The organism is Caldivirga sp. (assembly GCF_023256255.1).
Classification (GTDB): domain Archaea; phylum Thermoproteota; class Thermoprotei; order Thermoproteales; family Thermocladiaceae; genus Caldivirga.
Genome location: NZ_JAGDXD010000057.1, coordinates 1 through 19,698, shown reverse-complemented (window position 1 = coordinate 19,698; position 19,698 = coordinate 1). Strand labels below are relative to the sequence as shown.

At 41.0% G+C, this 19,698-nt stretch carries 26 protein-coding genes; 11 read left to right on the top strand and 15 right to left on the bottom strand.

The window, feature by feature from the left end; genetic code table 11:
* Positions 1-1,009, bottom strand: a 1,009-nt coding sequence (locus Q0C29_RS09290) for an ABC transporter substrate-binding protein (RefSeq protein WP_292000385.1), incomplete at its 3' end; no start/stop codon positions are given.
* A gap of 317 nt (positions 1,010-1,326) precedes the next feature.
* Here Q0C29_RS09290 and Q0C29_RS09285 point away from each other — a divergent pair.
* Together Q0C29_RS09285 and Q0C29_RS09280 are read left to right on the top strand one after the other, a co-directional pair.
* Positions 1,327-1,941: a FumA C-terminus/TtdB family hydratase beta subunit gene (locus tag Q0C29_RS09285; protein ID WP_292000384.1), complete on the top strand. Its 615-nt coding sequence runs from the start codon at positions 1,327-1,329 to the stop codon at positions 1,939-1,941.
* Between the two features lie 154 nt (positions 1,942-2,095).
* Positions 2,096-2,470 carry a DsrE family protein gene (locus Q0C29_RS09280; protein ID WP_292000383.1) on the top strand — a complete coding sequence of 125 codons (375 nt, stop codon included), beginning with the start codon at positions 2,096-2,098 and terminating at the stop codon, positions 2,468-2,470.
* Between the two features lie 303 nt (positions 2,471-2,773).
* On the opposite strand, the gene Q0C29_RS09275 is transcribed toward Q0C29_RS09280, so the two are convergent.
* From Q0C29_RS09275 to Q0C29_RS09245, 7 genes are all read right to left on the bottom strand, one after another.
* Positions 2,774-4,153, bottom strand: coding sequence for an MFS transporter (locus Q0C29_RS09275; protein ID WP_292000382.1), 1,380 nt, complete (start codon positions 4,151-4,153; stop codon positions 2,774-2,776).
* Positions 4,154-4,504: 351 nt separating this feature from the next.
* Positions 4,505-4,651: a hypothetical protein gene (locus tag Q0C29_RS09270; protein ID WP_292000381.1), complete on the bottom strand. Its 147-nt coding sequence runs from the start codon at positions 4,649-4,651 to the stop codon at positions 4,505-4,507.
* Positions 4,652-4,767: 116 nt separating this feature from the next.
* On the bottom strand, positions 4,768-4,911 hold the full coding sequence (locus Q0C29_RS09265) for a hypothetical protein (RefSeq protein ID WP_292000380.1): 144 nt from the start codon (positions 4,909-4,911) through the stop codon (positions 4,768-4,770).
* Positions 4,912-5,520: 609 nt separating this feature from the next.
* Positions 5,521-5,907, bottom strand: a complete 387-nt coding sequence (locus tag Q0C29_RS09260) for a type II toxin-antitoxin system VapC family toxin (RefSeq protein ID WP_292000379.1) — start codon at positions 5,905-5,907, stop codon at positions 5,521-5,523.
* On the bottom strand, positions 5,904-6,146 hold the full coding sequence (locus Q0C29_RS09255) for a type II toxin-antitoxin system CcdA family antitoxin (protein ID WP_292000378.1): 243 nt from the start codon (positions 6,144-6,146) through the stop codon (positions 5,904-5,906). Before Q0C29_RS09255 ends, Q0C29_RS09260 begins: the two co-directional genes overlap by 4 nt.
* 174 nt (positions 6,147-6,320) lie before the next feature.
* Positions 6,321-6,827 carry a hypothetical protein gene (locus tag Q0C29_RS09250; protein ID WP_292000377.1) on the bottom strand — a complete coding sequence of 169 codons (507 nt, stop codon included), beginning with the start codon at positions 6,825-6,827 and terminating at the stop codon, positions 6,321-6,323.
* A gap of 253 nt (positions 6,828-7,080) precedes the next feature.
* Positions 7,081-8,439 carry an MFS transporter gene (locus Q0C29_RS09245; RefSeq protein WP_292000376.1) on the bottom strand — a complete coding sequence of 453 codons (1,359 nt, stop codon included), beginning with the start codon at positions 8,437-8,439 and terminating at the stop codon, positions 7,081-7,083.
* Positions 8,440-8,584: 145 nt separating this feature from the next.
* Here Q0C29_RS09245 and Q0C29_RS09240 point away from each other — a divergent pair, with 145 nt between their 5' ends.
* Positions 8,585-9,313 carry a helix-turn-helix domain-containing protein gene (locus tag Q0C29_RS09240; protein WP_292000375.1) on the top strand — a complete coding sequence of 243 codons (729 nt, stop codon included), beginning with the start codon at positions 8,585-8,587 and terminating at the stop codon, positions 9,311-9,313.
* A gap of 69 nt (positions 9,314-9,382) precedes the next feature.
* On the opposite strand, the gene Q0C29_RS09235 is transcribed toward Q0C29_RS09240, so the two are convergent.
* The 4 genes from Q0C29_RS09235 to Q0C29_RS09220 form a co-directional block, all read right to left on the bottom strand.
* Positions 9,383-9,703, bottom strand: coding sequence for a nucleotidyltransferase domain-containing protein (locus tag Q0C29_RS09235; RefSeq protein ID WP_292000374.1), 321 nt, complete (start codon positions 9,701-9,703; stop codon positions 9,383-9,385).
* Positions 9,672-10,109, bottom strand: coding sequence for a HEPN domain-containing protein (locus Q0C29_RS09230; RefSeq protein WP_292000373.1), 438 nt, complete (start codon positions 10,107-10,109; stop codon positions 9,672-9,674). Before Q0C29_RS09230 ends, Q0C29_RS09235 begins: the two co-directional genes overlap by 32 nt.
* Positions 10,110-10,182: 73 nt before the next feature.
* Positions 10,183-10,554, bottom strand: coding sequence for a cupin domain-containing protein (locus Q0C29_RS09225; RefSeq protein ID WP_292000372.1), 372 nt, complete (start codon positions 10,552-10,554; stop codon positions 10,183-10,185).
* Between the two features lie 45 nt (positions 10,555-10,599).
* Positions 10,600-11,457 (bottom strand): aldo/keto reductase, encoded by an 858-nt coding sequence (locus tag Q0C29_RS09220; protein WP_292000371.1) that lies wholly within the window; start codon positions 11,455-11,457, stop codon positions 10,600-10,602.
* A 97-nt stretch (positions 11,458-11,554) separates the two neighbouring features.
* Here Q0C29_RS09220 and Q0C29_RS09215 point away from each other — a divergent pair, with 97 nt between their 5' ends.
* The 6 genes from Q0C29_RS09215 (at position 11,555) to Q0C29_RS09190 (ending at position 15,221) form a co-directional block, all read left to right on the top strand.
* The gene (locus Q0C29_RS09215) at positions 11,555-11,875 is read left to right on the top strand and encodes a 50S ribosomal protein L37ae (RefSeq protein WP_292000370.1); all 321 of its coding nucleotides are present in this window, start codon (positions 11,555-11,557) and stop codon (positions 11,873-11,875) included.
* Between the two features lie 170 nt (positions 11,876-12,045).
* Positions 12,046-12,477, top strand: a complete 432-nt coding sequence (locus tag Q0C29_RS09210; RefSeq protein WP_367173676.1) for an SRPBCC family protein — start codon at positions 12,046-12,048, stop codon at positions 12,475-12,477.
* Positions 12,478-12,691: 214 nt separating this feature from the next.
* Positions 12,692-13,489, top strand: a complete 798-nt coding sequence (locus Q0C29_RS09205) for a metallophosphoesterase (protein WP_292000368.1) — start codon at positions 12,692-12,694, stop codon at positions 13,487-13,489.
* Positions 13,490-13,524: 35 nt separating this feature from the next.
* The gene (locus Q0C29_RS09200; RefSeq protein WP_292000367.1) at positions 13,525-14,370 is read left to right on the top strand and encodes an undecaprenyl-diphosphate phosphatase; all 846 of its coding nucleotides are present in this window, start codon (positions 13,525-13,527) and stop codon (positions 14,368-14,370) included.
* An 83-nt stretch (positions 14,371-14,453) separates the two neighbouring features.
* Complete coding sequence (locus Q0C29_RS09195) at positions 14,454-14,897, top strand: 30S ribosomal protein S9 (protein WP_292000386.1); 444 nt, start codon at positions 14,454-14,456, stop codon at positions 14,895-14,897.
* A gap of 120 nt (positions 14,898-15,017) precedes the next feature.
* Positions 15,018-15,221, top strand: a complete 204-nt coding sequence (locus tag Q0C29_RS09190; protein ID WP_292000366.1) for a DNA-directed RNA polymerase subunit N — start codon at positions 15,018-15,020, stop codon at positions 15,219-15,221.
* 1 nt (position 15,222) lies between these two features.
* Here the strand turns inward: Q0C29_RS09190 and Q0C29_RS09185 are convergent, their stop codons facing one another.
* The gene (locus Q0C29_RS09185) at positions 15,223-15,993 is read right to left on the bottom strand and encodes a hypothetical protein (RefSeq protein WP_292000365.1); all 771 of its coding nucleotides are present in this window, start codon (positions 15,991-15,993) and stop codon (positions 15,223-15,225) included.
* 2 nt (positions 15,994-15,995) lie between these two features.
* Positions 15,996-16,406, bottom strand: a complete 411-nt coding sequence (locus Q0C29_RS09180; RefSeq protein WP_292000364.1) for a hypothetical protein — start codon at positions 16,404-16,406, stop codon at positions 15,996-15,998.
* A gap of 110 nt (positions 16,407-16,516) precedes the next feature.
* On the opposite strand from Q0C29_RS09180, the gene Q0C29_RS09175 reads away from it, so the two are divergent.
* Positions 16,517-17,398 carry a hypothetical protein gene (locus tag Q0C29_RS09175; RefSeq protein ID WP_292000363.1) on the top strand — a complete coding sequence of 294 codons (882 nt, stop codon included), beginning with the start codon at positions 16,517-16,519 and terminating at the stop codon, positions 17,396-17,398.
* A gap of 14 nt (positions 17,399-17,412) precedes the next feature.
* The gene (gene truD, locus Q0C29_RS09170; RefSeq protein ID WP_292000362.1) at positions 17,413-18,744 is read left to right on the top strand and encodes a tRNA pseudouridine(13) synthase TruD; all 1,332 of its coding nucleotides are present in this window, start codon (positions 17,413-17,415) and stop codon (positions 18,742-18,744) included.
* Here the strand turns inward: truD and Q0C29_RS09165 are convergent.
* Positions 18,741-19,601, bottom strand: a complete 861-nt coding sequence (locus Q0C29_RS09165; RefSeq protein WP_292000361.1) for an S-methyl-5'-thioadenosine phosphorylase — start codon at positions 19,599-19,601, stop codon at positions 18,741-18,743. The genes truD and Q0C29_RS09165 overlap by 4 nt on opposite strands.
* Positions 19,602-19,698 lie beyond the last annotated feature (97 nt).

Here is a 19,698-nt window from a genome sequence, read left to right as displayed (position 1 = left end):
GATTAAGGAAATTAAAATACAAGGCATCACCACCAAAGGCTGGGTAAACATGCATCTTAATGTATGGGTTACTTAGTATTTGGCTTAAGAGCGTTGGTGATACTGATGTGCCACCAGTCTGCCAGTAGCTAATTTTACCTGAGGCTAAGGCAGCATAAACCTGAGCCATTGATGAATACTGCCATAGAACAATATACTGGACTGGAATCTTATTAGCTGCGTAGAAGTATGGGTTCTTACATAGTAGGAAGTACTCTGGTGTAATGTCGCATAGGTAGAAGGGTCCATCTCCAGCGGCTGACGATGGTTTATACGTGAATAATTCGGAGATTAATGATGAAATATTATGTTCAGCGGAGGCTGCTACTGACGGTGGTCCAAAGTTGTATAGATAGATGTATGAGTAGTTGGCTGTAGCCGCATCAACAAGAGGCTTCCAAATGTGATAAGCCCAAACCACCGCAACCCCACCCCAATCCAAGGTACCGAATAAGTCATCAATAATATTACCTGGTGAAGTTAAAGGCAGGTAAAATCCCTGCGGTACTAGGAAGGCACACGTAGTACTGTTTATTATTGTTACATTACCAGCCATGTCATCAACCAACCCTAAGAATAGGTTAGTGGCATACACATCATTACAAGTCACTGGAGTACCATCACTCCAGCCTGTGTGCCTAAGGTTAAGAAGAACCTCAAGGGTACCATTAGGTAGGACTGTGATGTTCCACCAATCAGCTAAGTCAGGAACCATGGTGTTTGAGGTTATGTTTAATGATGCAAGAAAATCATAGTACATACCATATGTCGCTATGCCACCATGAAATATATTAGGGTTATAGGCTGAAAAACTCGTTACCGGTGGGCTCTCAATAATATACATGTATATTGTATTGTAGGGTGTAATATTGTACTGCTGGGCATTTAGGATTGTGTGATTCATTAATTTAGGAGTTAAGCCGATGAGTATTAATGTGGCCGTTGCTGCTAATATTAGTACGTACTTCATAGGTGATTTTTCTATTTTCATAGTAAATCTACTTAAACCATTGATACATCTTACTTTTAAACTTTATTCAAATGTTCATTAGTTATTATTTTTGATTAATAAAATAATTAAAGTACCTCCAAGTTGAATTGGTTAATAGGTAGCTTCAGCATCACATAAACTAAGCTAGGTAATTAATCAATTTCTGAAATACCTATGGAGTTCACTTATTTTAATGGGGCAGCTAAAAATAATCGCTACCCGCTGGGGTTATTCCTTGGTCTATTCAATATCAACCTTAGCATAAAGCTTATTTACAACCCTAATACTGGGTAAGTATGCCTACGTATTATTTAAAGACCCCGGTGAGTGATAGTGATGTTGAGAAGCTTAATATTGGCGACACGGTTTACGTAAGCGGCGTGTTAGTAAGCGCTAGGGATGCCGCCCATGTTAGGATCATTGAACACATAAGGAAAGGTGAACCGTTGCCTGTTGACTTAAGGGGTGGTGTTATTTACCATGCTGGTCCAGTAGCAATTAAGGAGGGTGAGTCATGGAGGATAATAAGCATGGGGCCAACTACAAGTGCTAGAATGGAGGAGTTTGAGCCTGAGGTTATTGAGAAACTTGGGGTTAAGCTAATAATAGGGAAGGGCGGAATGGGGCCTAAGACGACTGAAGCAATGAGGAGGTTTAAAGCATCATACTTAATATTCACTGGTGGAGCCGGTGTCTTAGCTGCTAAGGCAATTAAGAGGGTTATTGGGGTTCACTGGCTTGACTTAGGGGCCGCTGAGGCTATGTGGATACTTGAAGTAGAGAACTTCGGCCCATTATCAGTAATAATAGACTCAAAGGGGAATAATTACTATGAGGACTTAAGAAAGAAAGCCAGAGAGAAAGTTGAGGAAGCAGTTAAGGATGTACTAGGTAGTATACCGCACTATTGATGCCCCTACATTTAATAAAGCGGCTAAGGTGAATCACTTATAATTTGGCGAATCCTTCCTAATCATTAAGGTGTCTTGAACTCCTTTAGTTTGCAGTAATGCATATTAAGCAGTGTTAACTACGTATAATTAGGTTAGGGTTAATGGTTCACTGATGAGTGTGTACATAGTGTTAACTAGGAATGACCCAGCCACACTATATGTAGCCGCAGCCTTAACCGCATCATACGCTGTACTGGGTAATGACACTACATTATTCATTACAGGTAATGCAATATTAGCATTTAGGAAGAAACCAATAGTTACTAATCTAAGCGAACATGAACTCTACGTTAAGGCTAATGCAGCCTACTTAAACATTATCAGTGATTCGAAGGCGCTTGGTAATGTTAAGGTTATTGCATGTACTGGTGTAATGGGTGTGTATGGTGTTGATAGGGATGATTTGCATGAAATAGTTGATGAGGTATTAGACTTCCCTACCTTAATTTCAAGGATTAAGGACAGCGATAAAATACTGGTGATATAGCGTAATTAGTTCATTTAAGCTAGAAGGAAAGTTTATATTCAACCCAACTAACATTAAATTAGCCCAGTAGCCATGGTGCAGTGGCGGCTCAGGGTCACTCCGGTAACGGGTGACCTTAGGAAACTCTCCAGACACACGGGTCCCCTTGGGGTTAATTTACCTCAAGGGGACTTAGGCCCATACTGGGTCAATGAGCTCCGTGTGGCGAGACCCAGGTTGGGCTCTAGGTGGATGCCGACAGAAGGGGAGTTATACTGCACCATGGCTACTGGGCGGCTAATTACCTAAATTAACCACGGTTGATTACTGCGGGGCAACTTCACCTGAAGATAACTCAAGTGGCTTGCCCTTGGGTTCCTTTATAAGTAGTGTGAAGGCTATACCGATAACCGCCATTGTGGCTAGAGCTAGCAGTAGGTTAGACATTATTGCGTACTTAACTGCCGCGCTTATTCCACTGCTGGTTATTGGGAAATATACTGGTATTATTGATGCTGCTAATGCTGCACCCAGTTTACCACTACCAGCCGCTATGCCGTGTCCAGTTGACCTAAACCTTGTTGGGAAAACCTCGGTTGGGGTTATGAATGTTGTAACGTTCGGGCCTACGTTAGTGAAGAATTGAGCCATACCGTAGAGGGCTAGTATTGCGGTTGGTGCTACTAAACCATTCCTTAATATTAACGCCATTATTAAGTACACCATGGCTACTATAGAGAAGCCCATTATCTGCATCGTCCTCCTACCTATCTTATCCACTAGGAATGCAGCCACGTAGTAGCCAGGCACTAGGAAGGCTAATGCGGCGTATAATTGAACATATATGCTGGAGAGTGGGTTATTAGCGAGACCCAATGCCGTTACTACGAATGGCCCAAAGATGTTTGTGCCGTAGAAGAATACATCAAGTGCGAACCATGGTATTGCAGTACCTAGGATCACTGGTATGTACCTAGTTAAGTTAATGCTCCCCACATTGCCCCCACCCTCAATGTCTACGTCCTGCATTAGCACGTCCCTCACGGCCTTCTTAGCGCCCTCAACATTACCTTTAACGAAGTACTCGAACCTAGGTGTTTCATGAACCCTACGCCTGAAGTAAATAACGAGCGCCGGTGCAACCGAACCAAAGCCGAGTATTATTCTCCAGGCAATATCCGGGTTAACGTTAGCGTGTAGTAGGCCAAGGCCTATGAGGGCAGCGGTCACTATACCCCAGCCTTGCATTGAGAACACTCCAGCAACAAATAGGCCTCGATTCCTAGCTGGTGCGTATTCGCTCATTAATGTTGCGCTTATTGGGTAATCACCACCAACCCCAAGACCAAGTATGAACCTTGTAATCCACAGCATCGTTGGGTTCACTGATAATGCTGATGCTATGGAGCCGGCAGCCAACAAGGCAGCCTCAACGCCATACACGTACTTCCGGCCAAATACGTCACCAATCCTACCGAAGATAAATGGGCCTATTACCGCACCGAAGAGTGCAGCCGATGATATTAGGCTCACATCTGAGGCTGAAAGTGACCAGACCTGCTTAAGAAACACTAATGCTATTGATATTGCGAATAAGTCGTAGGCATCAGCAAAGAAGCCAGCGCCAGAAATTAGTAGGAGCCTTAAATGCCCAGGTGTCGGCTTTGACCAATCAAGCGGCTCAAATGGCGTCTTACTAGACATTAAGCATCATGTGGCTGAGGCTTTATAGGTGTTTCGTTCGTAAAATCCTAATCATATATATCGCTATATAATTTACGTTAAAAACACATACCTTTGAATGACGAATTACTCATATTCATCGGCGCTTTCACACTACTTTAAACTATTAGAAACCTTAATACTAGCCTTTATGGTTTCCTCCTCACTCTAAAGGATGAGATTCCTCAGCTTCATGCCGTAACCTATCCTCCTTGCTATGTTAGGTACATGATTCTCTGAAGGCTTTACCCAATTCATCCCTGAAGCAACATATTCCTTCACCTGCATTTATTATTACAATGTTAAGGGCGGATAATGCTTTATCACTTAGGATTACTTGGTCTCGGATTCGGAGATTACAGGTATAAGTGAAACTACTGGTGTGTCCCTATCATTCACAATAACCTTTACTTGAACATTATCCTTGAGTCTATATATTGGTGTGATTCCTGAGGCAGTACGTACTGCGTATACATTCAAAGTCTCCAGGACTGGGTCTTAGATTAAGTGCTTGAGCCACATCCATGGGTATCATTACGTCAGGACCTAAACCTTCAAATCCAGTATTTGCTAGGGCGCAGGCAGTTACCTCATTATCATGCATCCTCATTATTATTCTTAATCGAATAGTCATTATCGCCCACTCTCCTCTTTATATTCCTCATGTACTCCTCGTAGGATCCTAAGTAGGCTACGTATCTTATGTAGCCAACAAATCCCCTCACTTCAAGTTTAGGCAATCTTTCACTCATAGATTACTCACAGCATTACTTATTGAGTGCTAGACTTTAAAAACCATCTAATTCCAGCACCCATGGGTAATACGTCACCTCCTAGGGGCGAGTAAATATGCTTAGATTTATAACCAACTGATTCATAAATAGTTAATAAAACAATAATTAGGACAGTATTGTGGCTCGCTTAATCATGGGCTTATTAATTGCCCAGGTGATACCAATATTAACAATACTCTTCTAAGTATAAATATATTAAATATAGAATATATTGAATCCATCGAAATTAATTAATATCATATTAATATATAGTAATTTATTAAAACTAGCTATAACCATAATAATATATTCAAAATATATTAATTAATTGCTAATATAATTCATTGGTGATTACTGAATGAATTTACTTATTGAATTAAACTTTATAGGTTACTTCAATTCAATTCCTAGAGGTATTGTAGTGGGCTAGTGCCTTGAGTCAGTTCGGGGGACCTGACTCAAAATAATGAAACCCAGGTTGAATTCACCCTGGGTACTCATGCTTAGGTTGAATTCTCCTTAATTTAACTTTACAGTTACCGTGGGTAATAAGCCATGCATTTAATTGAGCTAGATTTAATGAAGTAGTTCCTCAATACTTACTGCTAGGGTTGGAAATTTAGATAATAATTCATTATCTTCCGTAATTAACTTAGCGTTAAGCTTCATGGCTAAATGAACGTAAGCAGCATCATAATATGTTATGTTAGTATTCATGGCTAAGTTCAGCACCTCGTAATTTAACCCTATGGGTATGATCTTCAATAGGTTAAGTAGCCTGTTGAACGCGTTAAACAGCGTATCCATGTTAATTGATGTTAGTTTTCTAAGTTTCCATAAGTAATTACCAATCTCATACTGCACCAGGTCCACTGTATACTGATTATTTACAATACTTATGGCATTAGCAGGATTAAGTTCTATTAACCTTATTATTGAACTGGCATCAATTACGTGAGTCATCTCGAGTCACGGTCCTCCCTAATACTCTTTACCGTGAAATCACTACCGTATTTCTCACTAACCTTCTTAAGTTCCTTAGATGCTTCTTCAAGAAGAATGCTTAACTCCTCATACTCCCTACGCCTCACCTCCTCCTCAAGGGCATTACGTAAAAACTCAGAAATATTTACTCCATATTTCCTTGCTTTCTCAAGAACCTCCCTCCTAACCTTAGTGGATACAGTAACCCAATTGCTCATATTATTTCATGTTAATGTATACTTATAAACATTACTCCATGATTAATCTAGCAAGTCACGGTAACCATTACTTAATTACCTAAGGCAATCATTAAGGCATTAGCATAATTAACTATTAACTCCCTATAACACCTAATAGGCAAAATCCACCGGAAATGAACTAACCCACCTAATTCACTTAGTGATACCTAACTCCATTAGCTTAGCCATAATCTTCGACGTTAGCTCATAGGTTGAGGCAATGTTAGCATTAAGGACCCTAAGCTGATTATTCAGTAAATCCAACCTATCTAAGACATCCTTACGTAGGTTATCAATCCCATCGGTAATATCCTTACGTAAATCATCAAGCTTACTATTCATTATCTTGTTTTCCTCTATTAATGCCTTTACATCACCCCTTAGAGCCCTTACCTCATCACTTAATGACCTCATGTCATCTTTTAACACTCTTATATCATCTCTCATTACTTTTATGTCATCTCTAATCGTCTTCATATCTTCTCTCATTATTCTCATTTCATCCCTTAAAGCCTTAATATCCTCCCTCATTACGTAGGCCAATATTAACTGAGCATCCTCCCTAGAAACCTGCTTGCTGACTATTAGGTTAGGTAATTGAGACATTAAGTAATCAACACCCTTACTGGTAAGCAGTGAAACTAATTCACTCAAATCCATGCGCTTAAGGTATTAAACCAGATTATAAGCGTTTCTGGAAAATCAGTTACCGCATAGTCTTAAACTTTATTTAAACTCCCACAAGCTTCTTGGTTAATAGCCTAATCCTACTGCATGCCCCTTAATCATTAATATCCCTTTAGTGCCCACATTACGGTGTATTAGGCTTAATGCATTATAGTACTTTTAACGTTATGATTTAATTAATGGAAGGAAAAATTGATTTAAGGAGTATTTAAGGTAATGGGTGCTCTTAAGGTATTTTACCGCCGTAGAAGTCTCTTAAAACCTCCTCAAGACTCTTGCCCTGTGACCTTGGACCATACAGGTAACCTATTATAATGTTGAGTATGAAGAATGATGTAGCCACAGCGGCGATAGCCTTATAGCCTATTACTGCTATTATGGTTGGTACGACTAAGCTCCATACGCCTAAGGCGAACCTCATCCATGACCATGCGAAGCCTTGAGCACTGTTCCTAACTTCAGTTGGGAATAATTCAGTGGACCAAACCCTAGTCTGAGGCCATAGCCACATGCCATGTCCAAAACCGAAACCTATAACGTTAAATAACGCCACCCAAAGTATACTGAATGGTAGGAATATTGGGAGGGCGAAGGATAGGCCGCATATTGCAGCAGACACCGCATACATGACATTCCTGTCTAATTTATCGGATAACTGCATGTAGACTGCAACCACACCAATTATGGCGGTAATGAACCATAATATATCACCCACGTATGCCATGGTTGTGGTTGTGAAGCCAATATCCTTAAAGAAGTAAGGTAGGAAGAAGCCGAAGGTACCTGCTGGAACACCCCAGAAGATGTATATTGGTATTATGAATGCTAACCCCTTCTTGTACTTAAAGATATCACTCCACTTATACTTATACTGAGTCTGCTGAGCCTGCTGACTACCAGCCTGTTGCGCCCCCTCACCAAGCTGCTTTAGGGCTGATTCCACTACATTAGTCTTACCTGCTACAAGCCCCCACCTAGGTGACTCAATGAGGCCTCTTCTAAGAACCCATGTTATTAATGCAACTGCTGCCAATACACCAAACACTACCCTAAAGGTTAACGCCCCGTAGGGCTCAAAGGCTATTCCAAGCAGTAGCATTACTATTGGCCCAATATACCACATTACGTTAGTGAAGGCCATTAAGAACCCCCTCTTATACCTAGGGGCGTATTCAGCAATTAGGGACCAGGAGGTAGGTACATCAAGGCCAACGGCAATGCCAGTGATTATGTAACCGATCAGGAGCATTACGTAATTCACTGCAGCGGCCATTAGAACCGTGCCCACGAAGTAGGCTAACAGGTCATACATATAGATTGTCTTCCTACCATACTTATCCCCCAGTGGACCGGCCATAATAGCGCCCACGAAGGCTGCAAAGGCGTTTGGGCTGAAGGCGGCGATTATTCCCAGTAGGGTTGGAGTTAAGTGGAACACGGTAGTCCAGTATATTGTTGAAACTGCCCCAGCTACTATTGCACCAGCATCAAGGAAGTCACCCATTGCGGCCAATATGGTCCACCTATAGTGGGCTGAGGTTAACTTAGCTTCATCAAACCTCCTTATTATATCCCATGAACTCATATGGAGCTTAACCAATGTGGTCTTAGTTATAAAATAGTAAGGCAAAGTGTTGCATGTATCATGTTAACCTTAGTTTGAAGTAAGTAAATAGTTCTATAGTCCCTATGGGGTAATGCTTATAACTACTTAAGCGGGGTAATGCATCGTGAATATTCATCGCATTCACCCAGCATTATTAGACATGACTTATATTCATGAGGTTGATTGGACAGCAGGATTACAGGACTTTCAATGGTACTATTGGGTTAATCAAGCCGGCGTGAATTACCCAGAGGGTAGAGTATTTGAGGTGGCTATGCTGAAGGTTAGTGAGAAGTATGTCCTAAGGAGTATAATTAATTCTCTACGTAAGCATAATGATGAGGTAATACATATGGAAGGCATTAACCCAGGTTACCCTAAGTATGTCAAAATGATTGTTAAGGGTAATGTTGAAGTCTCAACACGTTACCTAGCTCAAAGCATGGGGCTTATTGAGGCCTACGCCTACTACAGTAATGGTATTGAACATTGGGGCTTCATAACGCTTAATCCTAAGGATGCAGATCAATTTATAACCAGCGTCAGCCACTACGGTAAAGTTCTTAGTGCTAAATTAAGGGCACTGAATATTAATAATTCCTTTAATGCTGGTTCATTGAGACTTGAATCACTACTCAACCCCAGTGAATATAGGATACTCATGTATGCTTTTAGGCGTGGGTTCTTTAATGTACCTAGGTCAATTAATGTAAGTGAACTTTCAAGTGAACTTAAGCTTTCTAAGTCCACCATAGATAGGTACCTACGCTCGTCGCTAGGTAAGATACTTAAGGTAATAATTAATAATAATGAAGTTACTTCTTCCCCACAACCTGTAACAGGGGACTCATAAATGCAACACCTTTAGTGATCATTACCTTAACGCTACGTGTAACTTTAAAATGTTGGCTCTTACTTAAATTCAAGCAATCTTCACTAATTTAACCCTCCCCCTATATAACCCTAGTTCGTTCTTATTAATAACATGGATTTCAAAGGGATCACTTATCCCTGCTTCCCATAGTTTAACCATAACTAGAGGTGGGGAGATTCTTGTTACGACTAAGACGTCAATGTCACTTGAGAGTAGGTCCCTACCCTCTGCCACACTCCCGAATAGGTAGACTTCGGCACATGGATCTATTTTACTAACCACCTCCGTAATCAGTCTAAGGTACTTGTCTAGGTTACTTTTAACCTCAGTCCTGCGTCTAGCCTCCTTCACAAATAGGTTTAAGGACACGTGTAATTTCAGTAACCGCGATTTTAAGTCTTTCCACTTCCGCAGCATCGTAATCTCTTGCAATATATCTTGAGGTAATGTAGGCATCTTCAAGCGCACCTAACTCGAGACTAAACTTACGCGTAAGTTCAATTAATGAGACTTCACCACTAATTTCAGCAATCAGGCTCAAGAGTCTGCACAAACTATGGGTTCTTGGATAATCTGGACCCACCCTTAGTAGGCATACCTTAAGGTATGATTGAAGGGATTGCTCTAAGCTAAAGGCCGCTAAATCGAAGAAACCCTTCTCAATCTGAACCTCAGCAGTCTCCATGAATCTTCTCGATCTCTCCATTAAACGATTATACTCCTCAAGATGGCTCACAAGTATTGTATCCTCACTTAGCTTTAATTTTATCCTCATCTTACTGTTAGTAAGATATTAAAGGATCTTGCTGATTCAACAGGAGAGAATCATTAAAGAAGCAGGGAGGAGGTCAGTCTATCACCTCAATACTCATATCGTCTTCATACGATATTACTGTAATTAACTCCAGGTCATTACTGTCATTATTCCTTATTGAGTGAGGCACCTTAGATGGTACGAATACGCATGTACCTGGCTTAACTTCAAAGGACTTACCATTAATGGTCATGATGCCCTTGCCGTTTAGCACTAGGAAGGTTTCATCATATGCGTGTTTATGCAATGGTGCTCTTCCTCCAGGCTTAATCACCTGTCTCCTAACGGCATACTTATTTGAGCCATTACCTTTACTGATTAACCATTGGGTATACACATGCATGGCTCCTCTTAAATTTAGGGGTTCTGGTTTAACATCATTAACGTTAACTATGACGTAACTCATACCTAGTATTAATGCTCTTATTTAATAAACCCTACTGGGCCTAATTTAAGCCTTGTTAATTTTCCCTTGGAACCATTCCTCAATTGCCTTAGTCTCCTCATTACTTAACCTCCAGCCCACTGCACCAAGGTTCTCCTCTACGTGGATTGGGTTAGATGCCCTAGGTATTGGGAAGGTATTCTCATGCTTACTTATTATCCAGTTTAAGGCTATTTGAGCAGGTGTCTTGTCTCCATGATTCTTCCTAACTAACTCTATTAAATCCCTCGGAAACTCCCTTATTAACTTACCATGGCCTAGTGGGTAATAGCATAGTATCGCCATGTTCTCTTTCTTAGAGTACGGTATAATATCCTCCTCAATTCTCCTGTTAACTAGGCTATAGGGTAGTTGAAGTGCAGCCACCTCATACTTCTTTAAAGCTTGTTGCGCCTCAATTATTTGATCCAGGTTAAAGTTGCTTAAACCAATGAATCTTATGATGCCTTTATCCACTAAATACTCCATAGCTCTCATGGTCTCCTCAATGTGTACTCTCCTATTTGGGAAGTGAATCTGGTACAGGTCAATGTACTTAACGCCAAGTCTCCTTAAACTACCTTGAGCAGCCTTAATCACCGAATCATACTTAAGATGACTGGGCCAAACCTTAGTGGCTATGAATAATTCATCTCTTTTAAAGTCTCTAATAACTTCACCAACAATGGGTTCACTACCGTATATCTCAGCAGTATCAATTAGGTTAATCCCATTCTCTAATCCAACCCTTAAAGCCTGCGCTTTCCTCCTCCTAGAAGGCATTAACCCAATCATGGATGCTGCAATCCACAGTGGATCATAGTAAGTACCCATACCTATTACGGAAACCTTAACCCCCGTCTTTCCAAGTAACCTATACTCCACGGTGAGGTCATTTCAACACGCTTTTTAATTAATTTGGGAGCGCGCTCAGTTTAATTACCCATGGTAAAGTTTTTAAACGCAGGTTGAGTAATGGAGTGTGCCATTCAGCCACACTAAGATAGTTGGGCCAACCGGCAGATTCGGTGCCAGGTATGGAATGGGGATTAGGAGGAAGGTGCTTCAAATTGAGGTTAAGCAGAGGGGGATGCATAGGTGCCCGCAATGCAGATCGCTGGTTAGGCTTAAGAGACTAGCCTTCGGTATTTGGCAATGCCCCAAGTGCGGCTTCACCTTCGCTGGTGGAGCATATATTCCCCAGACCATAATGGGTAAGACAACTACACCAGAGGAGCTTAAGGCACCTGAGAGGCAGAAGCAGATCTGGAAGGAATCAGTTAAGCAGAGGGCTAGTGAGTAAGTACTTCACTGAATGGTTCCTAAATGTATCGTTTTAATGTGAGTTTCCTTAACCGTGGCTAAAGGTAAGTTTCACTAGGTGGATCAATTTAATGAAGTAAAATCTCCCGGAGAAATGGTGAATTATAATTAGCGAAACGTATTAATACTGAACTAGGGAGAATGCGATTGATGATAAGGCTGACTATTGAAATGAACGCTAATGCATCGCCTGAGGCTATTTGGAGAATCATTAGTAATGTTCAGAATATGCCGAAGTACTGGTACCTACATAGGGATGTGAAGGTACTTGAGAAGGCGGGTTCGTACCTAAGAGTACTGATTAACTTAGCCTTACCGAAGCCATTCAGTAAGGAAGAGGCCTTAGTTAGGGTATCTGGTCAGGAATTAATGATCATATTTAACTTCATTAAGGGTCCCTTAAGGGGAAAGCACATAATTAAGGTCACTAATGGTAACATAGTGAGCACATGGGCTGTTAACACTTCCTTCCCATTGCTAATTTTTAAATCATGGATTATTAAACGCCTAAGGGATGCAACAATCAATGCATTAACCAGTTTAATTAATGATGCAGTAAACTTAAACTACAACCATAATTAAAGGCCTTATTACCTGGATTAATTACTTCACATTTTCAATAGCGCCATGTGGTTTCCTTAACCCATACCCTCATTAGTGTTATTATTCAAGTAAAGTTATTATAAGGGCTAAATTCCTTAAGGATCAATAAGGCGTCAATTATTAATGAAAAAGTGGGGTATTGCAGCAACTTAGTGGCGTAATTTTCTTAAATTTACCCCATAAACTCTTGTGGATGCTGATAACCTTAGTAATAATTGTGATTTCAGTAACCGCAGCAGTGCTGATATTCTACATGTTGATTAATGATTCGCCATGGTTAACTAATGGTGGATTAACAATAGGTAGCATTAGATTAAACTCCGACTCAATGCTAGTAGTTTCAGATCTACATGTGGATGCTAATTCAAGTGACTTATCAATAATCAGTGAATTAGTTAAGAGAAGCGGAGTAGGGGTTATGGTTATTGCTGGTGATTTATTTGACCGTAGGATTAAGGTTAATGATCGTGAGTTTAGAGTAATGCTTCGCTGGCTTATTCAAAAATTAAAGTTAAGCGGCAATAACGGTAAGTTAACATTAATTTACGTGAGAAGCGAGTCCTCGCATGATCCTGAAGTTGAGAATAGTAAACCCATTAAAATCACTAGGTTCAGTAACGTGTTAGTAATATCCGTACCTAGGGTTATTAAGGTGAATTTCCCAAATTGCAGCCACGCAGTTTACGTAACCCATGGTGACTACACGGTAAGTGATGGCTTATTAGCTGGCTTAATTAACATAGTTTCCTTGAGCTTGCTTAAGTTACCTATTGTGGAATTAATGACTAGGAGTTTACTGAATGTTACCAATGATGATTGGGTAATCATTGGACACACTCATCTACCAGTCATTGATAGTAAACTTAAGGTTGCTAATCCAGGTTCATGGAAGGGCATTTTCTTTACTAAACCATACAATGGGTATATAATAGTTAAGTGCGTTAACGGGAGGCTAATCGTTAAGTCAAGTAGAGTGAAGTCAAGTATCTGAGTAATCTTTATTAACGGTTGGATTCATGACGTTTCATGAACCTAGGCTATGTGGTTAATGGCATTATTCTAGGCATTGTACAGGGCATTAGCGAGTGGTTACCTATAAGTAGTAAGACTCAAATCATGATAACGTCAATATATGCGCTGCATTTATCCTTCAATCAAGCTTATGCCCTTGGCTTATTTCTTGAAGCAGGTACAGTACTGGCCGCATTAATCTACTTCAGACGGGAGGTTTGGGGGATATTGAAGGCCCTTGCCTTAAGAGGAAGTAGGTATGATTACATGATGCTTAAGTATGTTTTAATTATAACTATCCTAACAGGATTAGTGGGTGTTCCACTTTACTTAACAATAGCAGACTCAATTAAAGGTATTGGGATTGGGTTACCCATGGTTTTACTGGGTTTAATACTAATATCAGACTCAATACTAATAACGTTCTCAAGGCTTAGATACATGCCTAGGAAGAACCTGGAGGATTTAAGAATATGGGAGGTTGCGGTAATAGGTGTAATACAAGGTATTGCTGCATTACCCGGAGTGAGCAGATCAGGTGTAACAGTGTCGGCAATGCTCCTACTTGGCCTTAACCCTGAGGATTCATTTAAATTATCCTTCATATCAATGATACCTGCTGCAATAGGGGCATCAATGGTTCCCATACTGCTCACAAGACACCTATTTAACACGCTGGTAACTGACATTAACACGTACACGATGGTTACGGCAATAGTTATTGCTGCATTAATCAGCATTGCATTAATAGATGCCTTACTCAGGTTCGCTAGGGGGAGGCACATAGCCTTATTAACAGCACTACTGGGTGCATTAGCCATATTAAGTGGGGTAGTAAGTATGATAACCGGCTTCGGCTAACCGCATGCCTAAATCATTAGTTTAACGCTAAAGCTTATTAACGCCCGGTAAATGACGGATGCGTGAGTGAGGAGGAAGGCAGAATTAGGGCGATTCCATTCGTGGAGGTTCAGGAGGTTAATGGTCAGAAGGTGGTTATAGCCACAGGTAAGAGGAAGACTGCTGTAGCTAGGGCTGTAATTAGGCCTGGTTCAGGTATTGTTAAGATTAATGGTGTTCCATTGACAATATGGCCCATGGAGGTTGCTAGGCTTAAAATGATGGAGCCCCTTGCGCTTGCTGGGAGGGATCTCGTCAATAAGGTTGACATTGATGTAACAGTAAGTGGTGGTGGATTCATGGGTCAAGCATCAGCTGTTAGAATGGCAATAGCAAGGGGGCTTGTGGAATATTTCCAAAGTAAGGAATTACTTAACCTCTACATGCTCTACGATTCAACAATGATTAAGGGAGATGAGAGGAGGACTGAACCCAAGAAGCCTGGCTTAAAGCATGCCAGAAGCAAGAGACAGAAGGCATACAGGTAAGTTATGCACCTTACTTGCATTCGCATAATTATCTTATCCTTTAATCACACTTACATATTAATGGCATAGTTATTGGTAGGAGGGTAAGGTTTATTAAGGGATTAGTGCCCGTATCAGTGGATGATAATCCCCATTAGGTGTTGGACTTGTGGAAGACCATTGGGTCACTTATGGGAGCCATTTAGGAATAGGGTACTTGCTGGGGAGGATCCTGGAAAGGTGCTTGATGACTTACATGTAACCAGGTATTGTTGTAGAAGGACGCTGCTTGCTCATGTGGAGTTAATAAACCAGGTACTGCCGTATGGTTTAATTGAAAAATAGGTTAACGCCGTCCTTTATAGTTTAACCTAAGTATTGTAACACCATTGCTTATCTCCAGATATGCTGCCCCAGTCATTATCAACTTATTGACCTCGCTTATCGGTACCCCTGAGTCAATTAGTGCCCTTAATGGGATTTCACTACTGTTGCTCATTAATTCCTTAATATTAACAGGAATATAGTCTGATTCGGCATATTCATAATGCTCCATCGGGATCTTAACGTTTAGTTTGCCCTTACTCTGGAAGACATGATCAAACGGTGGCGTTTGCGCCCCTTCAGGTACTATGGTTGTGTAGACATTAATGTTAATGCCCCTTAACTTAAGGTAGAGTAGTAGGTCCTTAAACCTAAACCACCTGTCACTATACACTTCATAAGTTATTCCCTTATCCACTAGTCTCATTATTGGTAACGCTATTAATAATCCTAGAATAGTGGAAACAGGCTCCAGCGGTGGTACTGGTACAGTGAAGCATGTACCGTTCAATAAACCAGGTGGTTGAGCATCAATAAGCCTTAATGCTGGGCATACTAACCCCTCACATTCACTAATGAAGTTGCCCACGTTATTAATATTGTTGGCCTTAATCATGAAGCCATACTCCATCGCTAACCTGACCATAACTAATTTATCCTCATCACTGAGGGGTAGGTTTAAACCCAGTAAGCTGCAATTTGGGCTATATCGCCAAGTAACCATACCCTTGACGATGGGTGCAGTTGATGGTAGAATAAGGAGATTTAATTGACCAATACTGCTACTTCTCATTATTAATCATTCACCACACTACTGTAATACCCATTGCTTGTCTTAACTATAACATAGTAGGCATACACGCATCCAACCCCCTCAGCATCCACTACTAATTGATCACCACCCTTTAACACAACAGGCTTAGTTAAGTTAATGGGTACACCATTCACGTACACGTTAGTTACAGTACACGTGACTTGATTACCATCCTGGTTGGTGAAGTTAACGCCAATTATTGTTACTGAACCTAAGCCCATGTTCTTTATTGTAGCCTGTATCATACTTGGCGTCACTTCACCGGCACTTACAAGTAATTGACTATACGTACCCATGCTATTTGACACAAAGACCCATAGTATTGCAGCTACTATTACTGATAAGACAACCCCTATTATAGTCCAGACTATGTTACTTAGCCCACTACTCATGTGGTAACACTATGATTAACTGGGCGTTAACTAAAGCGTAAGTAGGGTAATGGCGATTGATTCATTCCCCTACTTAGCCTTAACCTATACTTAACTAATGTTTACCCATAGTGATGATTTGCCTAGACTACTATGGCCTATGCATTGCGTTATTAGGTTCCTCCCTTAACATGATTTATGGTTACTTATTAATGAGTTGGGGAAACGCCATAATGAGGAGGATTGGGGAGTCACACATATTTGACACATTACTAGGTTTCTCAATGTATGTAGCCGTATTATTAATGTTGATTAATCAGAAGTACTTGTTGAATACTATTCTCAACAGCCTAAACCTAAGGATTGAATTCATTTCCCAGAATGTTAAGACCCTTCAATGCTCCGTCACTTCCTATGGAACTTGCGTAATGGTGAATGAAACAATTAAGAAACCTATAATTGACCCTGGAGCAGCATCATTAGCGTTTGGCAGCATGGCTAATGCATTGGTTAACTCATTGACGCAATTATATATTGCTGAAGTAACATTAACTGTTCTTCCCTTCATATCACCAGTGGGTTATTACTTAAATGACATATCAAGGTACTTTACCTGGCAGGCTGAATGGGCGTTGGTGAATACGTACATGCTTTATTACCTATCCATGATTGCTAATTACGCAATGCAGTTAACAGCCCTTGGAGCTAGCTTAATACCAATTAGGCAGGTTAGGTGGATTGGAGGCTTCTTGTTCTCGATTGGGTTAGTAACCCCAATTTACGTGGTTACCGTGGCTAATTGGCTGGTTAGCCAAGGGTTAGCAGTCTCGATTAACCCTTCATTAATTAATGATGTTAAAGGTATAATATCCCTTGGAACAAACCTATTTAGCCTAGGCAGTAGGCTTGAGGAGTTTAATGTAGTGATAGACGTGTCAATAGCCATATACTCATCAATACTATATGGTTTAAGTAAACTGCTTGGAGAGGTTGGTTTATTAATAGACATTTAAGACGCAACCTGGAAATGCCTAAGCCAACTGAAGCTCATTTAGACCTGTTAGTGGGTATGGAGTACTACATAACTGACTGTGATGGAGTTGGGGGTAGGTTAAGGAGCAGCCCTGAGGATTTCCTAGTTAATGAGGTTTTAATCAATGGTGAGGTTGTGTCCTCATCAACCCCAGTTAGCATTAAGCCCAGGCCTGGTCCCTATACTTGGATTATTGTGGAGAAGAGGAGAATCGATACTATTAGTCTAGTGATTACCCTCAGTAGGAGACTTGGTGTTAAGCTTAGTGATATATCCTATGGTGGATTAAAGGATACTGGGGCAGTGGCTACGCAGGTAATATCAATTAGAGGGGTTACGCCTACTCAACTAGTGGGCTTAGACCTGGGGCCTAAGGTTAAGGTAATTGCTTCCTTTTCAATGGATAAGCCTTTTACGCCTGGTGAAATATGGGGTAATCAATTCACCATAGTTGTTAGAGGTATTAGCGGTAATGAATCAGTGTTTAATTGCGTTGTTGAGCAAGTAATGGAGAGGGGGTTACCATCCTACTATGGTTACCAGAGGTTTGGGTTAAGGAGACCTAACTCGCATATTATAGGTAAATTAATTATAATGGGTGATTTTGAGAAGGCTGTTGAGGAATTGGTTGCTAAGCCATACCCTCATGAGGATGATGTTGTTAAGAAGGCTAGGGAACTGGCAGGCATGGGTGAGTACTCTAAGGCTCTTGAGTTACTACCAAGGAGCATTAGGTATCTTCCTGAGAGGCTTGTGCTTAAGCAATTATCAGTAGATCCAGGGAACTACATGAATGCCTTAAGTAAGTTACCAATGAATCTACTTAGACTATACATTGAGGCGTACCAATCATACCTCTTCAATAAGGCCTTAAGTACCCGCATTGGTAGGGGTATCCCAATAAATAAGGCTATTGACGGTGACCTAGTGGTCCTGCTTGATGAGCATGGTTTACCCACTGGTAATGTTATAAAGGCTGAGGGTTCAATGGTTGATAAGGTTAACTTAATTATAAGTAAGGGCAGGGCAACTGTGGTCGGTCACCTGGTGGGTTATAGGAGTAGGTTAAATAATGGTATTCAAGGCGAGATTGAATTAGGCGTACTTAGAGCTGAGGGTGTTGAGCCAAGTGACTTTAAGTTAAGCAGAATGCCTAAACTAGCCACTGGGGGTGGTGTTAGGTGGCTTAGTGTTAAGCCACTTATCCACTCGATATCAGTAGAGGGAAGTGACGCTAAGTTAATCTTCAAGTTACCTAAGGGTAACTATGCAACAACCCTACTTAGGGAATTCATTAAGCCCAGTAAGCCTGAATTGGATTTTTAAACACAAGCATCCTTAAGCGTCTCCTGGCACTTAACATGAATGTCCTTAGGTATCCTGGGTATTACCTCGGTCATAACCCTCTTAGCCAAGTCAAGCTTCTCACCCATCGTCTTCTCAACAAGTTCAGCGGTAACAGGCTGATGTGGAACCCATATGTCGTAATCCGTTATTACCGCTAATAATGCGTAACACATGCCTAATTCCCGGGCTAGGTTAACCTCTGGGATAAGGGTCATACCAATTATATCACATCCATAAACATCCCTCCATATCCTGGATTCAGCCTTAGTGGAGAACCTTGGACCTTCAATGCAAACGTAACACCCTGAATCATGTGTCTTATTATACTTTGACGCTGACTCAATTATCAGTCTCCTTAAGTCATTATTGAAGGGTTCAAGACCTATCTGCACATGGCATACCCTTGGACCATCATAGAACGTGTACTCCCTATTCTTAGTCATGTCAACGAATTGATCCGGAACAACAAAGTCTCCTGGGGCATAGTCCTGTCTTAAACTACCCACGGCGCTTATCGATAATATGGCCCTAACCCCCAGTGCCCTGAGAGCCCATATGTTAGCCCTGTATGGTATTTTATGAGGCGGATACCTATGCCCACGCCCATGCCTCGGCAGGAAGGCAACCCACTCCCCCTTAACTCTACCAATTATTATATTGTCGCTGGGTAATCCGTACGGTGTATGCATTTGAACCTCAATTGGCTCCTCAAATATCCCTGGGTCATAGAGTCCTGAACCCCCTATTACTGCAGTGTAGGGTTTAGTTACACCTAATTCCTTTTCATTGACCTCACCTGATGATAAGCCTTCACCAGATATCTTAATCAGCTTCATTACTCATCGCCTACTGTTAAGATTTTAAGCATTACTTCACGTTATTGGGTATGCTTGTTCTAGTTGTTTTTGGTCTTCTTGGTTTATTCTCCATCCT

Bases quoted from the DNA above. Each gene is read 5' to 3' on its own strand.
- Q0C29_RS09285 (WP_292000384.1), top strand. From the start codon at position 1,327: ATGCCTACGTATTATTTAAAGACCCCGGTGAGTGATAGTGATGTTGAG.
- Q0C29_RS09280 (WP_292000383.1), top strand. From the start codon at position 2,096: ATGAGTGTGTACATAGTGTTAACTAGGAATGACCCAGCCACACTATAT.
- Q0C29_RS09275 (WP_292000382.1), bottom strand. From the start codon at position 4,153: ATGTCTAGTAAGACGCCATTTGAGCCGCTTGATTGGTCAAAGCCGACA.
- Q0C29_RS09260 (WP_292000379.1), bottom strand. From the start codon at position 5,907: ATGACTCACGTAATTGATGCCAGTTCAATAATAAGGTTAATAGAACTT.
- Q0C29_RS09255 (WP_292000378.1), bottom strand. From the start codon at position 6,146: ATGAGCAATTGGGTTACTGTATCCACTAAGGTTAGGAGGGAGGTTCTT.
- Q0C29_RS09250 (WP_292000377.1), bottom strand. From the start codon at position 6,827: ATGGATTTGAGTGAATTAGTTTCACTGCTTACCAGTAAGGGTGTTGAT.
- Q0C29_RS09245 (WP_292000376.1), bottom strand. From the start codon at position 8,439: ATGAGTTCATGGGATATAATAAGGAGGTTTGATGAAGCTAAGTTAACC.
- Q0C29_RS09230 (WP_292000373.1), bottom strand. From the start codon at position 10,109: ATGAGGATAAAATTAAAGCTAAGTGAGGATACAATACTTGTGAGCCAT.
- Q0C29_RS09225 (WP_292000372.1), bottom strand. From the start codon at position 10,554: ATGAGTTACGTCATAGTTAACGTTAATGATGTTAAACCAGAACCCCTA.
- Q0C29_RS09210 (WP_367173676.1), top strand. From the start codon at position 12,046: ATGATAAGGCTGACTATTGAAATGAACGCTAATGCATCGCCTGAGGCT.
- Q0C29_RS09205 (WP_292000368.1), top strand. From the start codon at position 12,692: ATGCTGATAACCTTAGTAATAATTGTGATTTCAGTAACCGCAGCAGTG.
- Q0C29_RS09200 (WP_292000367.1), top strand. From the start codon at position 13,525: ATGAACCTAGGCTATGTGGTTAATGGCATTATTCTAGGCATTGTACAG.
- Q0C29_RS09190 (WP_292000366.1), top strand. From the start codon at position 15,018: ATGATAATCCCCATTAGGTGTTGGACTTGTGGAAGACCATTGGGTCAC.
- Q0C29_RS09185 (WP_292000365.1), bottom strand. From the start codon at position 15,993: ATGAGAAGTAGCAGTATTGGTCAATTAAATCTCCTTATTCTACCATCA.
- Q0C29_RS09180 (WP_292000364.1), bottom strand. From the start codon at position 16,406: ATGAGTAGTGGGCTAAGTAACATAGTCTGGACTATAATAGGGGTTGTC.
- truD (WP_292000362.1), top strand. From the start codon at position 17,413: ATGCCTAAGCCAACTGAAGCTCATTTAGACCTGTTAGTGGGTATGGAG.
- Q0C29_RS09165 (WP_292000361.1), bottom strand. From the start codon at position 19,601: ATGAAGCTGATTAAGATATCTGGTGAAGGCTTATCATCAGGTGAGGTC.